Source organism: Pelagibacterium halotolerans, assembly GCF_044811015.1.
In the GTDB taxonomy this organism is placed as follows: Bacteria; Pseudomonadota; Alphaproteobacteria; order Rhizobiales; family Devosiaceae; genus Pelagibacterium; species Pelagibacterium halotolerans_A.
In genome coordinates this window covers 3,494,581-3,520,750 of sequence record NZ_CP085243.1, presented here as the reverse complement: position 1 = coordinate 3,520,750, position 26,170 = coordinate 3,494,581, and the positions used below count along the sequence as shown (strand labels likewise).

General features: G+C 61.7%; 23 protein-coding genes. 14 read left to right on the top strand and 9 right to left on the bottom strand.

Annotated elements, in window-relative coordinates:
• Window positions 1–54: 54 nt before the first annotated feature.
• Complete coding sequence (locus LG281_RS16995; RefSeq protein WP_404402821.1) at window positions 55–960, top strand: LysR family transcriptional regulator; 906 nt, start codon at window positions 55–57, stop codon at window positions 958–960.
• A gap of 245 nt (window positions 961–1,205) precedes the next feature.
• A complete protein-coding gene (locus LG281_RS16990; protein WP_404402819.1) occupies window positions 1,206–1,328 on the top strand; it encodes a hypothetical protein in 123 nt (40 codons plus the stop codon).
• A 6-nt stretch (window positions 1,329–1,334) separates the two neighbouring features.
• Here LG281_RS16990 and LG281_RS16985 read toward each other — a convergent pair whose 3' ends face one another.
• Window positions 1,335–1,889, bottom strand: coding sequence for a thioredoxin family protein (locus LG281_RS16985; RefSeq protein ID WP_404402817.1), 555 nt, complete (start codon window positions 1,887–1,889; stop codon window positions 1,335–1,337).
• A gap of 462 nt (window positions 1,890–2,351) precedes the next feature.
• Between LG281_RS16985 and LG281_RS16980 the strand changes: the two genes are divergently transcribed.
• Window positions 2,352–3,215 carry a FecR domain-containing protein gene (locus LG281_RS16980; RefSeq protein WP_404402815.1) on the top strand — a complete coding sequence of 288 codons (864 nt, stop codon included), beginning with the start codon at window positions 2,352–2,354 and terminating at the stop codon, window positions 3,213–3,215.
• A gap of 233 nt (window positions 3,216–3,448) precedes the next feature.
• Window positions 3,449–6,232 carry an EAL domain-containing protein gene (locus LG281_RS16975; protein WP_404402813.1) on the top strand — a complete coding sequence of 928 codons (2,784 nt, stop codon included), beginning with the start codon at window positions 3,449–3,451 and terminating at the stop codon, window positions 6,230–6,232.
• A 10-nt stretch (window positions 6,233–6,242) separates the two neighbouring features.
• Here LG281_RS16975 and LG281_RS16970 read toward each other — a convergent pair whose 3' ends face one another.
• Window positions 6,243–7,280, bottom strand: a complete 1,038-nt coding sequence (locus LG281_RS16970) for a GlxA family transcriptional regulator (RefSeq protein ID WP_404402811.1) — start codon at window positions 7,278–7,280, stop codon at window positions 6,243–6,245.
• 105 nt (window positions 7,281–7,385) lie between these two features.
• Here LG281_RS16970 and LG281_RS16965 point away from each other — a divergent pair, with 105 nt between their 5' ends.
• Window positions 7,386–8,468 (top strand): class I SAM-dependent methyltransferase, encoded by a 1,083-nt coding sequence (locus LG281_RS16965; protein WP_404402809.1) that lies wholly within the window; start codon window positions 7,386–7,388, stop codon window positions 8,466–8,468.
• Between the two features lie 25 nt (window positions 8,469–8,493).
• On the opposite strand, the gene LG281_RS16960 is transcribed toward LG281_RS16965, so the two are convergent.
• Window positions 8,494–9,447, bottom strand: coding sequence for an AraC family transcriptional regulator (locus tag LG281_RS16960; RefSeq protein WP_404402807.1), 954 nt, complete (start codon window positions 9,445–9,447; stop codon window positions 8,494–8,496).
• Between the two features lie 384 nt (window positions 9,448–9,831).
• Here LG281_RS16960 and LG281_RS16955 point away from each other — a divergent pair, with 384 nt between their 5' ends.
• Window positions 9,832–11,019, top strand: a complete 1,188-nt coding sequence (locus LG281_RS16955) for an MFS transporter (RefSeq protein WP_404402805.1) — start codon at window positions 9,832–9,834, stop codon at window positions 11,017–11,019.
• 42 nt (window positions 11,020–11,061) lie between these two features.
• On the opposite strand, the gene LG281_RS16950 is transcribed toward LG281_RS16955, so the two are convergent.
• A complete protein-coding gene (locus tag LG281_RS16950; protein ID WP_404402803.1) occupies window positions 11,062–11,952 on the bottom strand; it encodes a LysR family transcriptional regulator in 891 nt (296 codons plus the stop codon).
• 105 nt (window positions 11,953–12,057) lie between these two features.
• Between LG281_RS16950 and LG281_RS16945 the strand changes: the two genes are divergently transcribed.
• Entirely contained in the window at window positions 12,058–12,681 is a 624-nt protein-coding gene (locus tag LG281_RS16945; protein WP_404402801.1) for an NADPH-dependent F420 reductase, read from the top strand.
• A 158-nt stretch (window positions 12,682–12,839) separates the two neighbouring features.
• Here the strand turns inward: LG281_RS16945 and LG281_RS16940 are convergent, their stop codons facing one another.
• The 3 genes from LG281_RS16940 to LG281_RS16930 all read right to left on the bottom strand — a co-directional run bounded on the left by LG281_RS16940 (window position 12,840) and on the right by LG281_RS16930 (window position 15,457).
• Window positions 12,840–14,144 (bottom strand): diguanylate cyclase, encoded by a 1,305-nt coding sequence (locus tag LG281_RS16940; RefSeq protein WP_404402799.1) that lies wholly within the window; start codon window positions 14,142–14,144, stop codon window positions 12,840–12,842.
• Window positions 14,145–14,520: 376 nt separating this feature from the next.
• On the bottom strand, window positions 14,521–14,922 hold the full coding sequence (locus LG281_RS16935; RefSeq protein WP_404406804.1) for a VOC family protein: 402 nt from the start codon (window positions 14,920–14,922) through the stop codon (window positions 14,521–14,523).
• Between the two features lie 307 nt (window positions 14,923–15,229).
• Window positions 15,230–15,457, bottom strand: coding sequence for a YrhK family protein (locus LG281_RS16930; protein ID WP_404402797.1), 228 nt, complete (start codon window positions 15,455–15,457; stop codon window positions 15,230–15,232).
• Window positions 15,458–15,622: 165 nt separating this feature from the next.
• Here LG281_RS16930 and uvrB point away from each other — a divergent pair, with 165 nt between their 5' ends.
• Complete coding sequence (gene uvrB / locus LG281_RS16925) at window positions 15,623–18,103, top strand: excinuclease ABC subunit UvrB (RefSeq protein ID WP_404402795.1); 2,481 nt, start codon at window positions 15,623–15,625, stop codon at window positions 18,101–18,103.
• 51 nt (window positions 18,104–18,154) lie between these two features.
• Here uvrB and LG281_RS16920 read toward each other — a convergent pair whose 3' ends face one another.
• Window positions 18,155–20,332 carry a phage infection protein gene (locus tag LG281_RS16920; protein ID WP_404402793.1) on the bottom strand — a complete coding sequence of 726 codons (2,178 nt, stop codon included), beginning with the start codon at window positions 20,330–20,332 and terminating at the stop codon, window positions 18,155–18,157.
• A gap of 191 nt (window positions 20,333–20,523) precedes the next feature.
• On the opposite strand from LG281_RS16920, the gene LG281_RS16915 reads away from it, so the two are divergent.
• From LG281_RS16915 to LG281_RS16905, 3 genes are all read left to right on the top strand, one after another.
• Window positions 20,524–21,093 (top strand): hypothetical protein, encoded by a 570-nt coding sequence (locus LG281_RS16915; RefSeq protein WP_404402791.1) that lies wholly within the window; start codon window positions 20,524–20,526, stop codon window positions 21,091–21,093.
• A gap of 648 nt (window positions 21,094–21,741) precedes the next feature.
• Window positions 21,742–22,212 (top strand): SH3 domain-containing protein, encoded by a 471-nt coding sequence (locus LG281_RS16910; RefSeq protein ID WP_404402789.1) that lies wholly within the window; start codon window positions 21,742–21,744, stop codon window positions 22,210–22,212.
• Window positions 22,213–22,348: 136 nt separating this feature from the next.
• Window positions 22,349–22,564, top strand: a complete 216-nt coding sequence (locus LG281_RS16905; RefSeq protein WP_404402787.1) for a hypothetical protein — start codon at window positions 22,349–22,351, stop codon at window positions 22,562–22,564.
• On the opposite strand, the gene LG281_RS16900 is transcribed toward LG281_RS16905, so the two are convergent.
• Complete coding sequence (locus LG281_RS16900; RefSeq protein WP_404402785.1) at window positions 22,565–23,008, bottom strand: hypothetical protein; 444 nt, start codon at window positions 23,006–23,008, stop codon at window positions 22,565–22,567.
• A gap of 174 nt (window positions 23,009–23,182) precedes the next feature.
• Between LG281_RS16900 and LG281_RS16895 the strand changes: the two genes are divergently transcribed.
• From LG281_RS16895 to uvrC, 3 genes are all read left to right on the top strand, one after another.
• Window positions 23,183–23,392 (top strand): hypothetical protein, encoded by a 210-nt coding sequence (locus tag LG281_RS16895; protein WP_404402783.1) that lies wholly within the window; start codon window positions 23,183–23,185, stop codon window positions 23,390–23,392.
• 67 nt (window positions 23,393–23,459) lie between these two features.
• Entirely contained in the window at window positions 23,460–24,218 is a 759-nt protein-coding gene (locus LG281_RS16890; protein WP_404402781.1) for an SDR family oxidoreductase, read from the top strand.
• A complete protein-coding gene (gene uvrC, locus LG281_RS16885; RefSeq protein ID WP_404402779.1) occupies window positions 24,215–26,092 on the top strand; it encodes an excinuclease ABC subunit UvrC in 1,878 nt (625 codons plus the stop codon). Before LG281_RS16890 ends, uvrC begins: the two co-directional genes overlap by 4 nt.
• Window positions 26,093–26,170 lie beyond the last annotated feature (78 nt).

Below are 26,170 nucleotides of genomic sequence, written 5' to 3'. Positions count from 1 at the left end.
CTGTTGTAGGCCTACGCCGAACCCAACGGAATTGACGAAACCCCTACTTCTGCTATGCAATTACGCATGGATTGGCGCGCGATAAAGTTCGACTGGAACCGTGCGCGGGCGTTCCTCGTCACCGCCGAGGAGGGCTCGCTTTCAGCCGCCGCTCGCGCGCTCGGCATGGCCCAGCCAACCCTCGGCCGCCAGGTCGACGCGCTGGAACAAGAGCTCGGCGTCGTTCTTTTCGAGCGTGCCGGGCGCGGCCTCATCCTCACCCCCGCCGGCCTCGACCTGCTCGACCACGTTCGCGCCATGGGCGAGGCCGCCAACCGCATGTCACTCGCCGCCTCTGGCAACGCTCAATCGATAGACGGCAGCATCTGCATCACCGCGAGCGAGATCTATTCCGCCTACCTCCTGCCCCCGATCATCGAACGCCTGCGCCGCGAGGTTCCGGGTCTGGCCATCGAAATTGTCGCCACCAACGCCGCGATCGACTTAAGGCGCCGCGAGGCCGATATTGCCATCCGCAGCTTCCAGCCCACCCAGCCCGATCTCATCGCAAGAAAAATCGGCGACGATCATGGGCGCTTCTACGCCACGCCCGCCTATATCGAGCGCATCGGCAATCCCAAAACGCCCGATGACCTCAGCAACGCCGAATTCATCGCCTTCGATATCGGCGACATGATGATCGACGCCTTCAATCGCATGGGCCTCAAGCTCACCCGGGACAATTTCCCCATTACGACCGGCAGCCACTTCACGCATTGGCAACTGGTCAAGCAGGGCGTCGCCATCGGCGTCGTGCCCGAATGGATCGGCGATGCGGAGCCCGCCGTCCGCCGCGTGCTGCCCGATTTCGACCTCATCCCCGTCCCGGTCTGGCTTACCGCTCACCGCGAGCTCAACACCTCCCGCCGGGTCCGCCTCGTTTTCGATGTCATCGCCGAGGAACTGGGCCGATTATTCTAGCCTCCGGGGCGTTAGAGCGTGTCCAGAAAAAGTGGTTACCACTTATTCGCTTGCGCGGCCCTTCGGGTCGGTTCGGACACGCTCTAGTAACCAACAATTTACCTTCAATTTTAGTTTCCTCCACAACGCTCCGTTAAGCGCGCATACTGGAATTCCGGCAATCCCTCCCGCGAGGTGCCGCCGGGCATTTGGGGGCAAGTGCGTAACGTTGTAAGGGCCGGGAACTCCCGGCTTAGGGTGCCACCATGTCACATAAACTCTCGACGCAGAAAGCCGTCTCGATGACCATCGCCGCGCTCGCCGGCGCGGGAATGTGCGGGCTGTTCGCCGCCGTCCTGATGGTCACCGGAGCGCTTGCGGCCGCATAGGGCGCCTCAGGCAGCCTTCCATTTGATTGAACAGCCCATCGAGGGCATCTGCTCTTTGGGTGCCTCCCCGGTCGCCGCGATCATCCGCATCGCCTCGACGAGTTCGGCTTTCGCGCCTGGCGGCGGAGGCTCTGTGCGCCCCTCATCCAGCCGCCCACGATATTTGATGATCCCATCCGCATCGAGCCCATAGAAATCCGGCGTGCACACCGCCTCATAGGCGCGCGCCACATCCTGGCTTTCGTCGTGCAGATAGGGGAAGGTAAACCCGCGTTCGCGTGCGAACTTCCCCATATTCTCGAATGAGTCCTCGGGGTGCGAGGTCGCATCGTTCGCGCAGATCGCCGCAAACCCGATCCCCTCGGCGCCAAGCGTTTCCGCCGCCGCGACCAACCTGTCGGTCACCGCTTTGACGTAAGGGCAATGGTTGCAGATGAAGACGATCACGGCTCCCTTTTCTCCCAAAATGTCGGCGAGCCGATAGGTCTTGCCGTCGGTTGCGGGAAGGGAAAAGTCGGGAGCGGGAACATTGAGCTTTGGCTGTTCGGGCTTAACCGCCATAACCGGTACTCCTCGGATAAGAAAATGCTCTGTCTTACAGCATGCATAACCGGCCCGGGCTCATCAAGGCGCAGTCAATTGGCCCAGCAATTCTAACTGGGCAGCGTGTACATTCGAGATTCACACATCTGTGTTTGAGGCCCAGTCCTTGCCATTCGCACGGCTTCCCTTCTCCCCTTGAGGGAAAAGGGAAGCCGTGCCCGGGACAAGCCCTGTGGTTTCAAACCAGGATGTGTAAATGTCGGAGCGTGGCACTGGGGAGCGATCGGGGGCAAGCTCCGCCCAGTTAGAATTGCTTCAATTGGCCGCTCCAATCGGTACAGTTTGTCGGCATTTCTCCACGTAATGGAAAAGCGCTCCTTAACCATCGGAGAAAATACCCCGCCGTTTTAAGGCTTGGGAAACGGCGTTCAAGGCTAGATGTCCGGAGATATCCAGAAGGATAAGGGAGGATAAACCGGCATGATTTCGAAGGCGCTCGTACGCTTGCTGTATCTCGCCGCAATCGGTCTCACGCTTGCGGCAATCACCGGCCCGGCCCACGCTATGGACTGGCTCGCCGAACGCCTCAGGGGAGACGTCTATCGCGTCGAAAACGCGGAATGGGTACCCGTACTCCGGGGCGACGTCGTTCCCACGGGCACCATCGTCTGGACCACGCGCAATGGTTATGTCGATTTCCGAAGTGGCGAAAACCTCGTCTCGCTGACCCCGGAAACGCAGGTGAAGTTCATCGAACGCGCGGCCCAGGGCCAGAACTGGGTCCAATTGTGGTTCGGTGAGGTGGACGTCGAAGTCGAGGTGCGCAACGTCGAACATTTCGCTGTCCAGACTCCCTATATGGTTGCCGTCGTCAAGGGTACGGCATTCAGCGTGTCGAGCGATGATGATGGTGCCGAGGTCGAGGTCAAAAGGGGTGTTGTCGCCGTGCGCGAAACCAGCACCGACAGCCACGTCACCCTCACCGCCGGACAGCGCGTCTCCGGCGATCCCGCCGGAACCCTGGCGGTCGCGGGCTCCGGCGTGCTCCCGGTCGTCATGGACGCCTCGGGCAACCCCATCGCCGCCGCGGCAGTGCAAGCGGCCGGCGGGAACGGAGCGGCACGCGGCAACAGTGGGAACACACCTGCTGCGAACGAAACGGGGCACGGCAATAGTGGCAATACGCCTGCCGCAACCGGCAACCGCCCCGGCAACAGCGGTAATACCCCCGCCAGCACCAATGCCAATAGCGGCGGCAACTCCGGTGGAAATGGCAATGGCAATGCCGCCGCAAACTTCAATAGCAATGCCGGGGGCAACGGAAACGGTCATGGCAGGCCATAGGACGGCTCACTCCTGGGCTCTAGCCCGCATTTCGTTGGCACCGTGCCTGCCCCCCGCCGTCATTCCGGGACTTGTTCCAGGAGCAACACGGTGGTGGGGGAGGCGCAGCTTTGCCATGAACCGGATACCAGTGCGTCAAGCGCGAGGATGACGATGGTGGGGGAGACAGATACAGTGCCAACCTGTCAAAATCACTGTGCAGAACAACTAGCCCGCAAGACCGGCTCCTGACCGTGTTCCGCGCGCCCGATACATCGCAAGCTGAAACCGTCCGGCTCGTACTGGCTGGCCTGGCGATCATGCTCGCAGCGCTTATCGCGTCGTTGTGGAATCCGCTCGGCCGCCCCCTCGCCGATGCCCGTTTCGCCTTGCGCGATCAGCCTGCCACCGGCAATCTGGTCTTCGTCGCCCTGGATACGAAAAGCCTTGAAACTGTCGGCGTCTGGCCATGGCCGCGCAGCCTCTACGGACAACTGATTGACGCCCTCCTCACAAGCGGCGCCCGCGATGTCTTCATCGACGTCGATTTCAGCGCCAAGAGCACCGAGCCGCAGGACGCACGCCTCGAAGCGGCGCTCGAGGCGTCGGGCGGCTATGCCTATCTCGCCGCGTTCGGCCAGCAAGCGCGCAACGGCGAACGGCACGACACCCTGCCCCTGCCGCGCTTCCTGGCCCATGTCGATCCCTTTTCGGTCAACATCATCGTCGATGCTGCCGGTATGGCCCGGCAAGTCCCGGGCGCCGTCCGGATCGGCGACACGACCGTCCGTTCGCTCGCCGCAACGCTCCATCCGGCAAAGGCGCTCGCCCCGGCTATCGATATCGATTTCGGCATTGCCGCGGCATCCATTCCCACCATCTCGGCCACCGACATCCTCGATGGCACCGCCTCGCCGGATATCTTCCTGGGTAAGTCGGTGATCGTCGGCGCGAGTGCCCTCGAACTTCAGGATTTCTTCTTCACACCCGGACAAGGCGCCTTGCCCGGCGCCGTGATCCAGGCACTCGCGGCCGAAAGCGTCGCGCAGAACCGGCAGCTCTCCTCCACCGGCCCCGCCCCGGCCCTCGCGATCATGGCGGTCTTTCTGGCCCTCATGCTCTTCACCCACCACCGGCTCGATCTCTGGCGCGCCCTCGCAATGACCATCGGCACGGCCATCGGGGTGGAGGTATCCGCCCATATCGCCTATCAGCTCTCGGCGGTCATGGTCGAAACCGGGCCGCTCATGGCGGGACTTGCCGTCTACGCGCTCTGGCGCGTGCTCTCGGAAGCCCACATCCGCCAGTTCGTCATCGAAAGACTGAGAGGCGAGCGCAATCAGATGCGCGAGGTGCTCGGCCGTGTCGTCGATGACAATTTCGATGGCGTCATCGTCGTCGACAACAACCACCGCATCGTCGCCGCGAGCAGCTTCGCAAAATCATGGCTCGGCCAGAACCTCGTCGGTACCCGCGCCGCCGACGTCCTGCCCCGCCCGTTCCTCGACGACCTGCGCAAGACCTTCGAACAAACTCCGCAAACCGCCGCGAACGCAAGCATCGCCCGCGAGCGCGATATCAGGATGCCCAATGGCACCTTCACGATCGAATACGTCATAACCGTTTCGCAGGTGCCCCATGCCCGGGCCGGCGATCGCACCTTCGCCACGCTGACCTTCAGGGATGTGACGGCACGCCGAGCGCATGAAACCGAATTACGTTATCTCGCGGACCATGACGCCCTGACCGGCGCACTTTCCCGCCCGAGCTTCGTCAAGCTGCTTGAGCAAAAAATGCACGGCCTCCCACCGGATACCGAGCTCGGCGTACTTGTCATCGACCTGCGCCGGTTCAAGTCGGTCAACGCCACGCTGGGCCATCAGTTCGGCGACATGATGCTCCGCCAGGTCGTCAAGCGCCTTGGCGCCGCCGGGCACAAAACCGTCGCCCGGTTGGGCGGCGACCGCTTCGCCATAGCGCTTTCCGGCTCTGACGCCCGTGCCAACGCCACGACCGTTTTTGCCGAAATCGTCGGCCTTCTGGGTGCGCCGTTCAACCTCTCCGGCCACCATGCGGTCATCGGCGTTTCCGGCGGCTGGGCCTTTGCCGGAGATGCCGGAGAGGGCGGGGAAGTCCTCCTGCGCCACGCCGACATGGCGCTCACAGCCGCCTCAGCCCGTCCCGGCGACCAGATGGCCATATTCGACGCGCGCATGGACGAGGACATTTCCATCCGTCGCGGCATCGAGCAGGAAATGCGCACCGCGCTGCATCTGGGCCAGTTCACCCTCCACTATCAGCCCCAGTTCCGTCTGGGCGACAAACACCCCGTCGGTGCCGAAGCGCTCATCAGATGGCACCACCCGCAAAAGGGCCTCGTCCGCCCCGACCACTTCATTCCCGTCGCCGAGGAAACCGGCCTCATCGCCGATATCGGCCGCTTTGCGCTCGAAACCGCGTGTCGCCAGGCGACGGCTTGGTCCGACACGCTTTCGGTTGCCGTCAACGTTTCCCCTGTCCAGTTCGAATTGTCCGACGTCGTCGCCGATGTCCGTACCGCGCTGCGCAAAAGCGGGCTCGCCCCCGAGAGGCTGGAAATCGAAATTACCGAAGGCGTCCTGCTCACGCATAAAGGCTCGGCCATCAAGACCCTTGAGACGCTTTCCGCCATCGGCGTCAAAATCGCCATCGACGATTTCGGCACCGGCTTTTCCTCCCTCGCCTATCTCTCCGAACTGCCCTTCGATGTCCTCAAGATCGACAAAAGCTTCGTCGACGCCATGCACGAGAGCCCTTCGGCGCGCAGCGTCGTCGAATCCATCGTCGCGCTGGGCAAGAAGCTCGGCAAGACCGTCCTCGCCGAAGGCATCGAGACAGCCGACCAAGTCCGCCTTCTCGCGAAATCCGGCTGCGATGCCGGCCAGGGATATCTCTACAGCCGCCCGGTCCCCGCGCATGAGATCGACGACCTCATCGCGCATCTTGCCGACGATGACAGCGCAGGCCCCGAAGCCGAGCGGGCACAAGCTGCGGGTTAACCCGCATGTCTCACACGCCCTGTGGCAAGCTCCGGATCGCTTGGAACCGTTTGCGGTACCGCGCCGGCGTCACGCCGGTCGTGCGCTTGAACAACCGGCGGAAAAACGCCGGATCGTCATACCCCACCATATGCGCCACCATGTCCGTCGGCTCGTCCGTGGTTTCGAGAATCTGCTTGGCCTCCTCGACCCGCAGCGCCTGCACATAGTCGATCGGCGTATACCCCGTCCCCGCCTTGAACCGCCGCTTGAACGTCCGCTCCGGCAGTCCCGAAAGCGCCGCCATCCGCGCCACCGGATTGGGCTCGGCATAATGGTCGGCCAGCCATTCCCGGCACCTTGCGAGCACCGGATCGTCTCCGCCGGAAACCTTCCCCATCGCCGCGAACGGCAACTGTCCCTCGCTGCGGTCCCCCAGAACGAAAATCTTGGCGATCCGCACCGCCTCCGCCGGGCCGCAGAACCGCGCGATCAGATAGATCGCAAGATCCGTCCACGCACCGGCACCACCGCCCGTGACGATCCGATGCTCGGGGCCCGCAGGGCACAGGATACGCTCGGGCCGCAACTTGACCGTCGGATAATGGTCCGCGAAAAACCGCACCGCGCTCCAATGCGTCGTCGCCTCGATGCCGTCCAGAAGCCCCGCCTCCGCGACGAACACCGACCCCGTGCAGATCGAGCACACCGTCGCCCCCCGCGCGAACTGCGCCTGCGCCCACGCGGCCTCGTCACCCCACCGCCCCCGCGGGGATTCCGTCATCGCCAGCGACAGGTCCGCGGCAATGACGATATCCGGCGCCTCAACATCCGCGAGCGCGGCGTTTGGCGTGATCTCAAGCCCGAACGACGTCGCGATGGGCACCGCCTCCCGAGCGACGATCCGGACCTCCACCGGCCGCGTCTCGGCCATTTCGCCCGTCATCTCGTGCCAGACCGTGCCGACCGACGCGAAAATCTCATAAAGCCCATAGATCGCCGCCGGCGCCGTTTCCGGCAGCGCCAGCAGCGCAATGCGAAGCGGTTTCGTCTCAAAAGGTGCGTTCATAGACGCCAGAATGGCACAAAAGCCCCGTTTTTGTCCATTTCGTTACTTCAGCACACCCAATCGAGCCGCTACGTCCCCCGTCATCACCAGATTACGGAGAGACCAATGTCACTGGCTGCACAAGCAACCGAACTCGATATGAACGCGGCGGAAGCCTTCGCCGAGACCGTCGCGGACACGCTCAATTCCGGCGCCGTCGCCACCATGATGGCCATCGGACACCGCCTCGGGCTTTACGACACACTGGCTGGAATGCCCCGCGCCACCAGCACCGCAATCGCGGACAAAGCCGGCCTCGCCGAACGCTATGTCCGCGAATGGCTCGCCGTCATGGTCACCGGCGGCATCGTCTTCTACGATCCAGCCGACCGGACCTACCGCCTGCCCGCCACCCACGCCGCCTGCCTCACAAGCGACGCGCCGCTGGGTAACCTTGCGGTCTATGCCCAGCACGTCGCGCTGATCGGGCAAATTCAGGACCGCGTCCTGTCCGCCTTCCGCACCGGCGAGGGCATGGCATACGGCGACTACCCGTGCTTCCACGAGATCATGGCCGAGGACAGCGGACAGACCGTCACCGCGCAACTCTTCGACGTGATCCTGCCGCTCGCCGAAGGTATTATCGAACGCCTCGAGATGGGCATAGACGTCCTCGATGCCGGCTGCGCCCGCGGCTCGGCGCTGCTTGCCATGGCCGAGCGCTTCCCCAAAAGCCGGTTCCTCGGCTACGATCTGTGCGCCGACGCCATTGCCTATGCCAACGATCAGGTCCGGGTCAAAGGTTTGCAGAACGTCCACTTCGAAACCCGCGACCTCACCGGCTATGACGAAAAAGCGCGTTTCGACTTCATCACCTCCTTCGACGCGGTCCACGACCAGAAGGACCCGCAAGCCCTGCTCAAGAGCCTACGCGGCGCGCTCAAGCCCGGCGGCGTCTACCTGATGCAGGATATCGGCGGCTCGGCGAAGCTCGAAAACAACATGGACTTCCCCATGGCCTCCCTGCTTTACGCGGTCTCCTGCGTGCATTGCACGCCGGTCTCGCTCGGTCAGGGCGGCGAGGGGCTGGGCACCATGTGGGGCTGGGAAACCGCGCAGGCCATGCTCGAAAATGCCGGGTTCAGCACGGTCGAGCGCCACGTCCTGCCGCACGACCCGATGAACGTCTGGTTCGTCTCCCGGGCGTAACCGCAACGCGTTCGCGGACCGCGCCCTACCCGCCGGTCTGCGCACGCACCGCGCTTGGCGGCACGCCAACCACCCGCTTGAACGCCCGGCTGAATGCCGCCTGCGAATTGTACCCTAGCTTCTGCGCCACCCGGTCGATTGGCACGTGATCGCGCGCGATCCACTGCGTGGCCAGTTGCATCCGCAATTCGGTGAGATAGCGCACCGGCGTCGTCCCGGTCACCGCCATGAACCGTTCGGCAAAGACCGAGCGCGAGCTGCCCATCTCCGCTGCCAGTTCGGCAAGCGTCCAGTCCCGCCCCGGATCGCGATGCAGCGCCGCGATCACGCGACCCAATCGCGGATCCCGCAACGCCTCCACCCAGCCGCTCGCGTCCCCGCACCCACACTCGACCCAAGCCCGGACGATGGAGGCCGAAACCACATCCGCCAGCCGCGCCAGAATGCCGGCATAGCCCGCCCGCTCCGCTTCCGCCTCCCGTGCCATCGCCTCGAGCATGGGCAGAAGCTCCGGATACCGCTCCAGAAGCGTCCCAACGAACATCGCTTCGGGCATCAGCGAGACGAGCGGATGCATGCCGCCCAGGTCGAACTCCATACACCCGCTGAAAATCAGCGCACTGCCGTCGACATCCTCCGCCATCGCGCAGGTGTTGACCCCGCTGATGTTCCCGCAAAGCGGAGCGGTCTTGAACAGCGCAATGTCGGCATCGGGCGCCTTGGGATCGGAGACGAGCGCATGAACCCCGCCGCGCGGCATCAGCACGGCATCTCCGCTCCGCATCTCCCGCACATCCCCAGTAGCGTTGCGCAGATACACCGGCCCCCGCGCCACGAAATGGAACTGTGCCCGCCCCGGCTCGGTGGCAAACCGCAGACCGAACGGCGGCGCGGCCAGAACGCGCCGGTAGTGCACCCCGAGCAGGCGCATGCCCATGAGCAGTTCGCTCACGACATCCATCGGGATGCGCGGTTTCATAGGCGTCGATTGTATTCCGGACGATCGATCATGCATTTCGGAATTACTGACATAGAACGTCCGGAAGGTCCAGCCTAAGTTTAGCCCGCATTTCTCGCACTCCTTGTGCCCTGCGTCGGATTTTGGCGAGTCGCATACGGGTGCGGAGCGAAAAAGCGTATTCAACATATGCTTTTCTCGCGCCGTGCCCGGAGGCGGCCGCCAAAATCCGACCCGAAGGGCCGGTCCAAAATGGCGACAGGGAGCGTCAGAGAGCTTGCACGATGTCCCGCATCGCACTGCGCTCTCTTCCTGCCCTCTCGCCATTTTGGACCGGCGCAGGGCACAAGGAGTGTGAGAAATGCGGGCTAGGTACTCAATCCACCCCGATTAAGGATTCTCCCGATGAATGAGCCACACTCCAGCGATCCCCGGGCCGAATGGGGCGCTGTCATTTCCATGGGGCTGGGCGTTTTCGGCTTGGTCACGTCGGAATTCCTCCCCGCCAGCCTCCTGACGCCCATGGCCGCCGATCTCGGCATCACCGAAGGCATGGCCGGTCAGGCCGTCACCGCCACCGCGATCTTCGGCCTGCTGACGAGCCTCCTGCTTTCCACCGTCATTCGCAACGCCGACCGCCGCAACGTGTTGCTGGTGCTCTCGACGTTCCTGATCGCATCGAACCTTCTCGTCGCCTTCGCGCCAAACCTGCCGCTCCTGCTTCTCGGGCGCGTACTGCTGGGCATCGCCCTGGGCGGCTTCTGGACCATGTCCACGGCGCTCGCCATGCGGCTGGTTCCCGAAAAAAGCGTACCCCGCGCGCTGTCGATCATTTTCGCCGGCGTATCCGGCGCGACCGTTCTCGCCGCCCCGGTGGGCAGTTTCCTCGGAGAGGTCATCGGCTGGCGCAGCGTTTTTCTCATCGCGGCGGCACTCGGCCTGCTGGCATTGATCGTCCAGTTCGCCACCGTGCCCAAACTGGCCGCGACCGGCCGCTCGAGCCTCAAGACCATCGGTGACGTCCTGACCCGTCCCAGCGTTGGGCTCGGCATGATCGCGGTGACCTTCGTGTTCACCGGCCATTTCGCCTTCTTCACCTACATCCGGCCCTTCCTCGAAACCGTGACGCAGGTCGATATCGGCACCGTCTCGATCATCCTCCTGGGTTTCGGCATCGCCAACTTCGCCGGCACCTTCCTCGCCGGCCCGCTTGTCGCCCGCAGCCTGCGTTTGACGATGATCGCCTCACCGCTCCTGATGGGTCTTCTGGGCACCGGGCTCGTCCTTTCGGGCACGGTCACCGCCCCCACCGCCGCCATGGTCGCCATCTGGGGCTTCGCATTCGGCATCGTGCCGGTCGCATGGTCGACCTGGCTCACCCGCACAACCCCCGACCAGGCCGAAACCGCCGGCGGCCTCCTCGTCGCCGGCATCAACCTCGCCATCGCGACCGGTGCGGCCGCCGGGGGCGCCATCTTCGATGCGGCAGGCGCGACGAGCGTTTTCATGGCCAGCAGCATAACCCTGCTCGCCGCAACCGCCCTCATCCTCCTCGCCGTCCGCCGCCCGCGCCGGACGATGGCAACGGCGTAGAACCAGACCTCAAGGCCGCCGTGCCATCGCGCGGCGGCCTGCCTACCGTTCTCTCAGCCCCACAGCCAGGGCATCGGCAAGCGCCCGCACACGCCGGGACACGAAACGGCGGGACGGATAAACGATTTGAATGGGCAGGCTGAGCGTCTCCCAATCCGGTAGAACCGGCAAGAGCGCACCGGACGCAAGGTCATCTGCAACAAGATCGCGCGGCGCATAAATTATCCCCCCACCCGCCAATGCAGCGGCACGCTGCGCTTCCCCATTGTCGATCTCGACCGTTCCTGAGGCTTCCACCGAAAACGGCTTGCCGTCCGCTCCTACAAACGGCCAGCGATTGCGCGGCACAAGGTTGAGATTGAGGACACACCGCGCCGCCGCGAGGGCGTCGGGCGTTTCAGGCGCACCATGGCGTGCAATGTAGTCCGGCGATGCGCAACAGACGAACCGGTACGTACCGACTCGGCGCGCGACCAGCGACGCCGATTTCAGCTCTCCGATCCGCACGGCAAAATCGAACCCCTCGCGCACCAGATCCACATGGCGGTCGCTCAGGCTCAGCTCCACCGACACGCCGGGCTGCGCCTCGGAAAACGCCACCACCAGCGCCCCAAGCCGCTTGATCCCCAGCGTCGTCGGACCGCTCACCCGCACCCTGCCGGTCAGCGCAGCGCCCTCAGCCCGCGACATATCCTCCAGTTCATCGGCCGCCTCGACAACGGCAATCGCCTTTTCGAGAAACGCCTGCCCCATCTCGGTCAGCCTGTGCGACCGGGTCGTGCGCTCGATCAGTTTGGTAGCGTAGAGCGCTTCGAGCGCGCTGATCCGCCGGCCCACGGTCGCCGGGGAAACCGACAGCCGTTTGGCAACCGCTGTGAAGCTCCCGGACGTGGCCACGGCGACAAAGGTCCGCAAATCGGTCAGATCGGTCATTTAAACGTTTTCTGCAATTATGTTGCACGCATCAAAGCAATTATCGCACGAATAGCAAAGCCCTATCTTGGTGTCATCGCAATCGCACACCAAGGAGCTTTACACATGACCACTGCAATCATCGGACTTGGCAATATGGGCAAGGGCCTTGCACGGCGCCTCGCCGGCAAGACGGACCTCGTGGTCGCGGCCCGCAACACCGAAACGGCCTCTGCCCTCGCAAATGCCCTGCCCAATACCAGGGCAGCATCCGTCGAAGACGCCATCGCACAGTCCGAGATCGTCGTTATCGCCACGCATTATGGCGATGCCCGCGACCTCGCCGCCGGCGCTGCGCTCGACGGCAAGATCCTTGTCGATATCACCAATCCGATCAAGCCGGACTTCTCCGGCCTGCTCTTCGGTCACTCAACCTCCGCCGCCGAGGAAATCCAGGCCGCCGCATCGGGTGCACGCGTCGTGAAGGCCTTCAACACGATCTTTGCGCAACTCTTCGATATACCGGCTGTAGCGACAGCAGATGTGCCCGTTTATATTGCCGGTGACGACGAAGAGGCAGTGAAAGCCGTGGCGGACCTTGTCCGCAAGGCAGGCTTTGCCCCCGAAAGCGCCGGTGGACTCGACGCCGCACGCCTTCTCGAACCGCTCGGCATGCTCAACATCCGCTTCGGCTACGGCCTGGGCCGGGGCACGGCGATCGCACCCAACTGGCTCAGCATCGCAGCCTGACACGGCAAGCGCGGGCGGCTGTCCGCCCGCGCCTCACCGCCCGTCGGAAAAACTCCGCCGGATCCCAGTAATTCCCAATCCTGGGAGTCGCCCGTAAATCAGATGAGCGTCCCTAGGGTCAGGTCAGGTCAGGTCAGGTCAGGTCAGGTCAGGTCAGGTCAGGTCACGCCACCCGCCGTCACAAGGCGATTGCGGCCGCTCGCCTTGGCCAGGTAAAGACGCGCATCGGCCAGCGCGAGAACCGAGTTCCAGTTCGCCGCTTCAAAGTCCATTGCAAGGCCGAAGCTTGCTGTTACCTTCAGTCCGGGTGCGATGGCCGACCAGTTATATTCGTGCAGGCAGTCCATGATGCGGTTGCAGACGACAATAGCATGTTCCGTGTTTGCCCGGTTGAGCAGGATCACGAATTCTTCGCCGCCTTGACGGGCGACCATATCGCTCTGTCGACAGACGCGAGAGAGAATGTCAGCAAAAGTCTTGATGACCAGGTCGCCGGTTTGGTGAGAAAAGCGGTCGTTTATCGATTTGAAATGGTCGATGTCGGCGTAAATCAGCGCATAATTTCGGGCGTTGCCGTCACCAAGCGCCTCCAGGGCGTTATGAAGGGCACGGCGGTTGGCAATGCCGGTGAGTTCGTCGGTGAAGGCCTGCCGCTCGGTGAGAAGCATCATGGTCCGGGCCTCTTCCACCTGCTTATGCAGGCTTTTCGTGTCATAATAGACTGTGGCAACGCGCGCCCGCTGTTTCACCAACTCCCCTTCGTATCGCTTCTCCTGCCGGTAGAAATATTTGTATAGCCTGAGTGCTTCGCCCAGATTGCCGGACTCTTCCTCAATTTGCCCGAGGAGCTTGGCATATTGCGCAATCTGTCCCACGTCGGACGCGACCTCGGCCTGCTCTAGAGCTTCGCTGCAACGCTCACGGGCCTCTGCCAGCTTGCCTTCGTGAAGAAGCGTTTCTGCCAGGTTGGCCAGATATTGTCGCCGCTCGCGCGAGGTAGGCTGGCCCTGAACCTGGAGCCAGGTGTCAAGCTGAGCATGCGCATCCGCATATCGTCCCAGATGACTGTATAGATCCGCGCAATTGACCAGCGTCTTGCGCAGGGTCCATGTGTCGCCATTGTCCAGCGCCAGGTTTTGAGCCTCCAATGTAAGCGCAATCGCCTCCTCGTAGCGCTGCAAGAAAGCCTGCTCGGAGTCGGTGTGCTCATTGGCATCGGCGAGATCGGCAACCTGATAACCCTGCCCCAGAAGGATCCAGGACAACAAGTGGCTGTCCTGAAGGACGCGCGCGATATCGGCGCTTCGCTCGGTGATCGCCAATGCGGTGTCGGTATCGCCGCCCAACCCGATGGTTACAGCCTGCACATACAGGGCGAAGGCCAGACACCAATCGTCATTCCCGGCCTCCGCCAACTCGACGGCTTGCGAGGCGCAATCGTAGCTCTCATCTTGCAGTCCCAAATCCGAGAGCACCCAACCGCATAGGGCATAAGTCCTCGACTGAGCTCCGGCGTCGAGCTGGGCCGAGAGCGTCCGCGCTTCCCTCGCGTGCTCAAACGCATCCTCCAGTTGGCCTGCCTGGAGGAGGGCCCAGCTTGTGAGCCATTCATAGTCACACGAAAATTCGGAACTTTCGAACTGCTTGTTAGCCCGATCTATCGCCCTCAACCGCTCCAGCGCCCGGACTGCATCGCCTGTGCCGCAATCTTTCCAAGCATCGCGGAGGCATTCAGCGGCAAATTCCAACTTGACCTCCGTCAGGCAAAAGATTGATCAGGTTCAAGTGCGCGGCAGACTATCCGCCATTAAGTGTACATTTCGTCACCGCAATTGCGCCTCACCGCCCGTCCGAAAACTCCACCAGATCCCAATAATTCCCGTAAAGGTCCTCGAACACCGCCACGGTCCCGTATGGCGCCGCCTTCGGGTCACGCACGAAGGTAATCCCCTTCGCCACCATCGCGTTGTAATCCCGCCAGAAATCGTCCGTCTGCAAGAACAGGAACACCCGCCCCCCGGCCTGGTTGCCGATAAACGCCTCCTGCTCGGGCTTGGACGCCCTTGCCAACAGCACCGACACCCCGTCGCTCCCCTTGGGGCGCACCACCACCCAGCGCTTATCCTGTTCGGGCTGATACGTGTCCTCGACGAGATCGAACCCCAGCATCCCGACAAAAAAGTCGAGCGCCTCGTCATAGTCGCGCACCACCAGCGCCACATGCGCGATGCTCTGTTTCATCATGAACTCCCCGTTCAGCCAGCATTCAGCCGCCCGCCCCCATAAGTAAACTTACAAACACGCAAACGTCATCGCGCAAAACCTTTTCGAGCGGTTCCGCGCTGACCATTTAAGAAAGAAACAGGGTATGGAGGCGACAATGGCCCGCAAATTGATCCAAATGACCATCGCCGGCGCGGCTGGCGCGGTTATGCTCTCGATGATCACCATCGTCATGGCATTCGCCGGCGCCTTCGCGTAACCCCTCCAGAGCCCGTTTCTCCACTGACCGGCGCGCCCGTCCTCCCGGCGCGCCGTTTGTTTGTCGCTACAGCGTGATCTCACCCTCTTCGACCTGCACGAACTTCCGCGTCACCTCGCCGATCGACCCGATCAGCATGAACAGCGATCCGATCACAAAAAGCCACACCGCCAGCGTATAGAACGCCTCGAACATCCTGAAGAACAGGATCGAGCCGACAAAGAACAGCAAATTCCCCACAAGTCCGATGACCGAATGAATAATCGGAAAATCCTTGGCGATCCGGACGAGCATCCCGCGTCTCCCTCAACGACATCATAACGGCCCCCAAAAGCCCGCCCGCGCCCGCGCGTGTCAACCCACACCACTGCTGACACGATCTGTCAGCAGCCCCCGTTCCCTTTCCGTTCCCGAGATGTTACCTATATACCGACTCCAGACGACAGCGACGGTGCTCCCATGAGTTCGGACAACAGCAAGACGCCTTCCGGGCGTCCCGGCAAAGCTGATTTCTCCATCGACGATTTCATCAAGGAGATCGAAAAGGCCGAGGACGCCAAGATCGCAAAGCCGCTCCCTCAAGAGCGCCTGCGCAACAAGCGCCGCCTCGACCGCGAAGCCGCCAAGGCCGCCGAAAAGGCCGAGAAAAAGCCCGCGAAGGGCAAACGCTCCGAAGCCACCGGCATGAGCCTCAAGGCCCCCAAATCCAAGGCCAACGCCGTCGAGCGCCCGACGAACCTCGACGGCTTCGCCGAAGCCCCGCAGGCTGGCTTCCACACCCCCGCGACCGTCTCCAACTCCTCCGCCGGCGTCACCGCGACCGTGCAGGCGCTCGAAAAGATCATCTCGGAGGGCCGCAAGGAGGTCGAGGGCTCCGGTCCCTGGCTGCCCCCCCGCCCGGTGCGTCCCCCCAAGGATCAGGGCGGCATCCCCTTCAAGCTCAAGACCGAATACGAGCCCGCCGGCGACCAGCCCACGGCCATCGCCGAGCTCGTCGAGGGCGCCAACGCCGGCGAGACCGACCAGGTCCTTTTGGGCGTCACCGGCTCGGGCAAGACCTACACCATGGCGCAGGTGATCGCGAAGACCAACCGCCCGGCCCTCATCCTCGCCCACAACAAGACCCTCGCCGCCCAGCTCTACGGCGAATTCAAGAACTTCTTCCCCGAAAACGCCGTCGAATACTTCGTCTCCTACTACGACTACTACCAGCCCGAAGCCTACGTCCCGCGCACCGACACCTATATCGAAAAAGAATCCACCATCAACGAGCAGATCGACCGGATGCGCCACTCGGCCACCCGCGCGATCCTCGAACGCGACGACGTCGTCATCATCGCCTCGGTCAGCTGCATCTACGGCATCGGCTCGGTGGAAGACTACACCACCATGACCATCCCGCTCGCCAAGGGCCAGAAGATCGACCAGCGCGCCCTCCTCAACGAACTCGTCGCCCTGCAATACAAGCGCGGCGACCTCGGCTTCGTGCGCGGCACCTTCCGCGTGCGCGGCGACACGGTGGAAATCTTCCCCGCCCACTACGAGGACGCCGCCTGGCGCATCTCGCTCTTCGGCGACGAGATCGAATCCATCGCCGAATTCGATCCCCTGACGGGCAAGAAAGCCGCCGAGCTCACCCACATCCGCGTTTTCGCCAACTCCCACCACGTCACCACGCGCACCACGCTCAACGCCGCCATCAAGGAGATCAAGAAGGAGCTCGCCGCCCGCCTTCAGGAACTCAACGGCATGGGCCGCTACCTCGAAGCCCAGCGCCTCGAACAGCGCACCCGCTTCGACCTCGAGATGATGGAAGCCACCGGCTCCTGCGCCGGCATCGAGAACTATTCGCGCTACTTCTCGGGCCGCAAGCCCGGCGAGCCGCCCCCCACGCTCTTCGAATACCTCCCCGATAACGCGCTCGTCTTCGTCGACGAAAGCCACGTCACCATCGGACAATTGGGCGCCATGTACCGCGGCGACCTCCGCCGCAAGGCCACCCTCGCCGAATACGGCTTCCGCCTCCCCTCCTGCATGGACAACCGCCCCCTGCGCTTCGAGGAATGGAACGCCATGCGCCCGCAGACGGTCTACGTCTCGGCCACCCCCGGCCAGTGGGAACTGGAGCAGACCGGCGGCGTCTTCGCCGAACAGGTCATCCGCCCCACGGGCCTGATCGACCCCGTCGTCGAAATCCGCCCCGCGAAAACCCAGGTCGACGACGTCACCGACGAAATCCGCAAGACCACCGAGGCCGGCTACCGCACGCTCCTGACGGTCCTCACCAAGAAGATGGCCGAGGATTTGACCGAATACCTCCACGAGCAGGGCCTGCGCGTGCGCTACATGCACTCGGACATCGACACCATCGAGCGCATCGAGATCATCCGCGACCTGCGGCTGGGCGCCTTCGACGTCCTCGTCGGCATCAACCTGTTACGCGAAGGCCTCGACATCCCCGAATGCGGCCTCGTGGCCATCCTCGACGCCGACAAGGAAGGCTTCCTCCGCTCGGAAACCTCCCTGATCCAGACCATCGGCCGCGCCGCCCGCAACGTCGACGGCCGCGTCATCCTCTACGCCGATAATATGACCGGCTCCATGGACCGCGCCCTCTCGGAAACCAACCGCCGCCGCGAAAAGCAGCTTGCGTATAACGAGGCGCACGGCATCACGCCCCAAAGCGTCAAGGCCCGCATCAACGACATCGTGGATTCGGTCTACGAGCGCGACCACGTCTCGGTGAAGATCCGCGCGGGCAAGGACGGCAAGGATACGATCCCGGTGGGCGCGAATCTGGCCGCGACGATCAAGGATATGGAAGCCCGGATGCGCGAGGCCGCGACGAACCTTGAGTTCGAGGAGGCGGCGCGGCTGCGGGATGAGATCAAGAAGTTGCGGGAGATGGAAATGGAGGTGTTGGAGGGGCCTGGGGGGTAGGAAGCCAGGAAACATTACTGGTGTGGCTGCCCCACCGCAGGTTTCTTCAGATCAGAAAACGCTCTTTGCTTCCAAATAAAGGTCGCGGAGTGTTGCCGGAGATATATCCAATATAGGCTCATACATAAATGAGTTAACGTGGATGTTTTCCGGCGTAATTAAGTTCACCTTCCGAATTACCCTGAACGCAGACGATTCATCCACATCTCCGCCGCATATTTCGAAGTATTTTTTGCTTAATTTCCCGGTCTGTGAAGACTTTAAATTATTAACCCATGCGTCATCAGCGATCTTCTTTACCATATATCTTTCTGCTAACAGTCTGGTCCCAATAGACAGAACTATCTTCTTCTCTAAAGAAAATTCTTCTATACTTTCCCTCGACAACTCATCACAGCAATCGAATAATACATTCAAATAATTAACTTCATTATTCGGGATTCTAGCACTACCATCACCTATCACCTCTGAGAATGCCGCTTCTATATCTTTTAGGGTAATGGTCTTTGTCTCCTCTTTCCAATGCAATGCACTCGTCAATCGCAAGTAACAACCATCGTAACCGCAATACTCTGCTATATTTCGGATAAACGGGACGCACGCCACAACGTTTTCACGCCTATCTAGATTTTTCTTCCAATTAATAAACGGATTCTGTTCTTTTGGCGTTGGTTGAACAACAATATTTCCACCATTTTTTACAGCATGCAACCGATTAGGCTGGTATAGCTCAAGCCTACTCACCACCGTCCTAAAAAAATCGTAGTTATGTGTAAGTATTATCTGAAAAAATGTCGCGTGCTCTGAAATATCTTTTAGATACTCTATGATTGCATATTTATTTTTGTAGTCGAACGAATCGGCAATATCATCAATTATAAATATAGCCTTACTATCCGAGCGCCGACCTTCCATTTCGAATATAACATTCAAAAGATATTTTGCCCGACGCTCGCCTTGGCTAAGCGTTCCATCTAGAACATCGGTAGTTACACTCTTCTCGCTATTAGATTGAGCGTCGAAATAGGAAAACTCCAAACTTGGTGCAACACTTTGGAGTATTACGTCTTCTTGATTGTCTACATAAACACGAAACGGAACCGAGAACCGTTCGTTAAATATCGAGATCACCTCGTGCCATCTGGATGCCTCGTCTCTCGCAACAGTACGTATGCGCTCCAACTCCTTCCTCGCAGCATCGTACTCCTGAATGAGATCAAGGTATTCAGTTTTTGCGCTACACAGATAGGATATCCAAAGCCGCTCCTTAAACGAAGATACATCAGATAATTCTGCTATTATCGCGTTGTTCTCGCTAAGAAATTCACGGTATCCTCGAAGCTCTGCATTTTTGTTGAGTAGCTTATCCAGCTCAGTAAATGTCTTCTTGAGCTCCACATCGTTCAGGATCGCGTCCATCTCCTCCTGGATCAGCCGCTCAAGGTCTTTCTCGTTATCGATCTCAACAAAGGAACTCGCGTCACGCAGAGTAACTGTGTGTCCTCCTGCGAACCACCCATTGTCTTTCAGAATTTTGGCGATGGTGGAGGCATTGTAGTGATTGAACTTTCCTGCACGGAAGAATCTAGACTTCTTCAGAAGCTCGTCGTATTTCTCTGCATAAAGGTCAATTTTTTCCTTTATGTCATCTTGCTCAATAAGTTCTGCAATTTTTGGATTTAAAACTTCGCTATATCTGACTTCAAATGTCGGCTCACTTAGATCCTTTACCTGACGCTCCAGGCGTGCGAGAGCCGTATATATATCCGTCTTGGATATAGTTGTATCCGCGACAAACTTATCAGCCAGAACTTCCTTTTTTATACCAGACGCCTTAGAAAGCAACGAAAGAAGATTATCAAGTTTTCGACCTATTACATCATATATAGAATCATATTCTTTTCGAAGGCTCTCATTGACGAGTAGTTTACTAATACTTCTCGATTCAAAGTTTGCGTTAAAAGGTTCAATTACAACAATATCGTCTGGAGATATTTCCCCTTCATCTCCAAAACGCACCTCGCGCTTCACCTCGCGATCAGGGAAAATCCTGTCACCGCTTTCCCTACCCTCCGCGATGTCGATAAAGGTTTTAGCGAAGGATGTTTTCATTGCGCCGTTTGGCGCATAAACTACGGTAGCGCGGCTGTTGGAGAAGTCGAAACTCGTCGCAAGACTGCCAATTCCGTAGCAGTTTTGCAGGACTACATCTAAACTAAACTGAGACATGATGATTCCCCCCACTGATAATTGCCTAAAGGTAGCGTAATGCGGGTTTCTGGCAGGGGGAATAAGTTTTTTGCGCAGGGCATTTAGCGAGCCAGCCTAGGCCCCAACTTATCCCCGCCCCTCCAACCTCCCGTATCCTCTCCTGTCGTCCCTAACCGGCGCCAACCGCGCCCCATCGACAGGAGGGCACCATGCCCGGCAGAACCGATCCAAGGATCACCTTCCAGAACCTCATCGCGCGCTACACCGCGCTCCACGCCGACCTCACCGCGCAGGCCAAGGCCCGCAACGCGGGTGAGGCGCCGGCTCAGGCCGTCAGGCTCGTCCGCACGCTTCTGGCCGACACGCGGCGTCACATCGGCGCCGCCGTCGAGGCCCATGCGCTCCCCTTCCTCCCCAAAAACGGCCCCGTCACCGCGTCCGATCTCGCGCTGACCCTCAGCGAAGCCCGATCCGTGCTTGAGGCGTATGCCGGGAATCGCGGCCACGACAAGCCACCGGCGCAGGACGAGATTACCCGCGAACAGCAGCAAAGCGTGCTCTACCGCCTTGCGCAACTCACCATGATGGGCATCGAAGAGGGCGTCGAGGCCCGCATGGCGGCCATCGCCAGGGGCGAAGACCCCGAAGAGGCCTACTCCATCGCCCACACGGCGTTCTACAAGATGATTCTCGAAAGCAACCCGGCGCTAGCCGAGGGCATGCACGAGGAAGCGCCCCGCCTTCCGCGCGGCGCAGACGATGAAGAAATCGGAGCCTGATCAATGGCTTGCGGGAAACTTATTCCCGCCCTCGCGGGCCCGGTTATGCTATTCGCACGGTTCCGCTGAGATGGACGCAAGCGCTACGTACGCTTGGCGGGAGACCGGCGGGGCGGCTCTGCCGCGTTGCCGGTTTCGTGACCGATCCGGGTCCGATGGGGGGCGCCCCAGCGGAGGCCCAAACGTCACCGAGGCCAGCCACGGCCGAGCTGTGGTAACCGGGGAAACCCGGCAGGGATTGGCCCTAGCCCGAGCGGACGCCAAGCCAAAAACCCCGGATGCATGCGGCGAGGCGAGCCTCGCATACACAACCAAACGGAATGAGGCCCGTCTCGCCGCATGCCGTCCACACCCCAAAACCCGAGGCCAATGGCCGTCGGAGGATTTCGCATGCGCACCGCGGCCCCTCCCCTCTCCATCGTCACCCCCGGGCGCGACCCGGGGGCCTCTGTGCCTCTCCCCAACACCCGCGCCCGCGGCGAGGTCCCCGGGTCACACCCGGGGATGACGAGGGAGTGGGGGATGCGCAGTGCGCACCCCCAACACCCCCTAAACGCCCCGTTCAGCAACGGTTCAGCCACAATCCGCTTTATTACCTTCAAGGACGGCAGGAAACCGCCGCCCCGCAACACACCAGGGAGAAGCGAAATGGCTTTTCGCAAGACTGCAATACGGAGCGGGCTGGCCGCCATGATGATGCTGGCGATGACCGCCGGCGCCTTCGCCTGGCAGGCAAGCGCGGTGACCTCGCTCAACGTCCGCTCGGGCCCCGGCACGCAGTTCCGCGTGCTCGACGCCCTCTATGCGGGTGAACGCGTCGACGTCGAATATTGTCGCGGCGGCTGGTGCTTCATCCATCAGTACGATTATGACCCCTCGGGCTGGGTTTCGGCCAATTATCTGCGCGAAGGCGGCTATTACCGCCCGCAGCCCCCGATCGTGATCCGCCCGCCCGTCGTCGTGCGCCCGCCGCACTGGAACCCGCGCCCGCCGCATTGGTGGCACCGGCTCCCCGACCGGCCCCCGCACTGGAACTGGAATGACGACTCCGACATCTCGGGCACGGTCTGCTTCAATGGCCCCAACGGCCGCTTCTGCGTCGGCGGTTCGAGCCGCTGACGCCCTCTAGAAGACCTCACTGACCTCCACCCCCCACGCTTCGGCGTGGGGTTTTTTCTTGGAGTGCGGATGTTGATTTATCCCCGCCCCGGCCCGACATGCTAATCTCTTCGCGTTGAAAGAGGGTCGGGAGCCCATGAAATCCTACGTCAAACTCGCTTCCGGATTGATCGTCTCCGGCGCCGGCCTCGCCGCCCTGGAACGCATGACCGCAACGGGCCTCAACCAGGCGCATCTCCAGCTTCCCGGGGGCTCGGACCTCCTGGTTTCCGCCATGATCGCCGTCCCGCTCGTTTTGATCGGCGCAGGCGTCCTCGTCTATCTCGGAGGGGCGATTCTGGGGCTTAAATAGCTACTCTGTCTTCAGCCGCTCGATATCGATCCCCTGCGCCGCCATTTTCGCGCGGAAGGTCCGGTAGAGGAAGGTTTGCACCCCGTAGAGCGCCACCCCGGCCACCGCCAGCGTGATGACGAAATCCCGCGTCCCCGCCCCCTCGATGGCGAAGCCGAGCCCGACGAAAAACGCCAAAATCGCCCCGATCGTCACGATATAGAACCGCTTGTCGCTCTCGGCGCGCACGCGGTGCCCCGCGTTCATCAGCGTATCGCGCCGCTCCGCCGCGCTCATGGGTTCGAGCGGTTCGGGCATCCCCTCGCGTTCGAGGCTCTGGAGATACGCATCCACCCGCGCCGCGATCCGCTTCTCCCGCCGCTCGGCGTTCCATTTCGCCAGCATCAGATTGCCGATAACGGTCACCGCAGCCAGCGCCAGTGCCGCATAAAGCAAGATGATCACGCCGCTCTCCCGCATAATGTGTTCAGCGTCTTCAACATGCGTACGCGGGATGGGCGGTGCAAGCCCCGGCGGACTTATCCCCGCCCGCAAATCACGTGCTAGTATCGCGTTCAGCCTGTGGTCATATTCGGTGCGGTAGGTTTATCCGTTCCGCTCCGAAGAAAGGGGGAAACCATGACCTTGGGCCGCTGGGCCATAGCCTTCCTCCAGCTTGGCCTGCTTCTCCTGGCGGTCGGCGCCCTTCCTGCCGTCGCCATGGGCATATTCGCCCCGAGCGCCAACGCGCTCGTGCCGGCGCTTTTGAGCCTCACCGTCGCCCCCCTGGGCGTCGCGGTGCTGGCCGTGGGCGCAATCATGTGGATCGTGGCGCTCCTCAAGCGCTGACCGCAGTTGCGCCGGACCCGCAATCTGCCTATCTCTCAAGGAGATAATCTAGGCAGAGAGGCGACTCATGCAGGGCACGGCATTGATCACCGGCGCGGCCGACCGCATCGGCGCCGCCATCGCCGCGCGCCTCGCCGCCGAGGGCCACCCGGTCGTCATCCACTACCGCTCCTCGGGCGAAAAAGCCGACCTCCTCGCCGACGCCATCCGCGCCGATGGCGGCCAGGCCGACGTGGTCCACGCCGACCTCGCCAGGCGCGAGGACCGCATGGGCCTGATCGCCGCCGCCGCCGAACCCTTCGGCCCGCTGACGGTCTTGGTCAACAACGCCAGCCTCTTCCAACCCGACAGCGTCGACACTCTCCACGAGGACCTCTGGGACCTCCACATGGCCCTCCACGCCGAAGCCCCGCTCTTCCTGGCAAGAGACTTCGCCGCCCAACTCCCCGAGGACGTAGGGGGCAACATCATCAACATAATAGACGAGCGCGTCCTCCACCCCACACCGGACTTTTTCTCCTACACGCTCTCCAAAAGCATCCTCTGGACCGCCACCCGCACCCTCGCCCAATCCCTGGCCCCGAAGATCCGCGTCAACGCCATAGGCCCCGGTCCAACGATAAAGAGCATCCACCAGACCGAGGAGGATTTCCAAGCCCTAACCGCCAAGCTCCCGCTCAAGGCCGGCCCCACTCCCGAAGAGATTGCCGAAGGTGTAGTGTCCATCATGACCCTCCCCTCAATGACCGGCCAGATGCTCACCCTGGACGGCGGCGAACACCTCGCCTGGCCGCCTAAGAACGCCCCCACTCCGCGCACGCAATGACCGAAGACCTCTCCACCACCGGCATCGACACCATCAAGCGTTTCGTCAAAACGCTCCCCACCGGCCCGGGCGTCTACCGCATGCTCGATGAAGCCGGCACGGTGATCTACGTCGGCAAGGCGAGGAACCTAAAGGCCCGTGTCACCAACTACACGCGCTACGAAGGCAATTCGGTCCGCATCGGCCGCATGATTTCGGCAACCCGCTCCATGGAGTTTGTGCGCACCGAAACCGAAAGCGCCGCGCTCCTCCTCGAAGCCAACCTCATCAAGCGCCTCCGCCCGCGCTTCAACGTCCTATTGCGCGACGACAAGACGTTTCCCTACATCGTCATCGCCACCGAGCACGAAGCCCCCGAGCTCGCCAAACACCGCGGCACCCGCCGCCGCAAGGGCCACTATTTCGGCCCCTTCGCTTCCGCCGTCGCCGTCAACCGCACCGTTGCCGCTCTGCAAAAGGCATTCCTCCTGCGCAACTGCTCGGACAGCTTCTACGCCGGCCGCACGCGCCCCTGCCTGCAATTCCAGATCAAACGCTGCGCTGCCCCCTGCACAGGCGAAATCTCGATCCCGGATTACCAGAAACTCGTGGGCGAAGCCCGCGACTTCCTCTCGGGCAAGTCGAAGGCCGTGCAGGACCAGCTCCAGCGCGAAATGAACGAAGCCGCCGAAGCGCTCGATTTCGAACGCGCCGCCCGCCTGCGCGACCGCCTCTCCGCCCTCGCGCTGATCCAGGGCGGCGGCGGTACCAATGCGCAATCGGTTGCCGAGGCCGACGTTTTCGCCATCCACCACGAAGCGGGCAATTTCTGCGTCCAGGTCTTTTTCTACCGAGCGCACCAAAACTGGGGCAATTACGCGTTTTACCCTCGCGCCGACGAAAACATGACCGAAGCCGAAGTGCTCGAAGCCTTCATGGCGCAGTTCTACGAAAACCGCACTCCGCCCAAGCTGGTACTGCTCTCGACCGAACTCGCCGAAGCGGAAATTCTCAAGGAAGCGCTCTCGACCCGCGCTGGCCACAACGTCAAAATCGAGACGCCCAAGCGCGGCGAAAAACGCGCGCTGGTGGAACATGCACTCACCAACGCGAAAGAAGCCCTCGGTCGCCACCTCTCGGACTCCGCAAGCCAGCGCAAGCTCCTCGAATCCATGGCCGACACCTTCGGCCTCGAGGAGCCCCCGCGCCGCATCGAAGTCTACGACAACTCCCACATCCAGGGCACCAATGCCGTCGGCGGGATGATCGTCGCAGGCGTCGAAGGTCTTTCGAAAACGCACTACCGCACCTTCAATATTAAAAGTAAGGATCTCACCCCCGGCGACGATTTTGGCATGATGCGCGAGGTCCTCACCCGCCGATTTACGCGTCTCGCCAACGAAAGCGAGGTAGACGCCGAGGACGACGCTACCGGCATGCCCGACTGGCCCGACGTGCTCCTCATCGACGGCGGCGCTGGCCAGACCAACGCGGTTAAAGCCGTCCTCGCGGAAATGAACCTCCCGCGCGACGTCACCGTCATCGGCATTGCCAAAGGCGAGGAGCGCAATGCCGGGCGCGAGACCTTTTTCATGGAGGGCCGCGAACCCTTCATGCTCCCCGCACGCGATCCCGTGCTCTACTATGTCCAGCGCCTGCGCGACGAAGCCCACCGCTTTGCCATCGGCACCCACCGTGCGCGGCGCAAGAAGGAGATGGTCAAGAACCCGCTCGACGAGATCGAAGGCATCGGCCCCACCCGCAAGCGCGCGCTCCTACAGCATTTCGGCTCCGCCAAAGCCGTTTCCCGCGCAGCCCTTTCGGACCTCGCCGCCATCCCCGGCATCTCGACGGCGATGGCCCAACAGATATACGATCACTTCAATCGTAGCTGAATAACCGCCAAAAGGAACAAACCGTGCGGGAAGTGTTTGGACTAGGTCTAGTTATAGTCGTTGGGGCGTGGTTTGTAC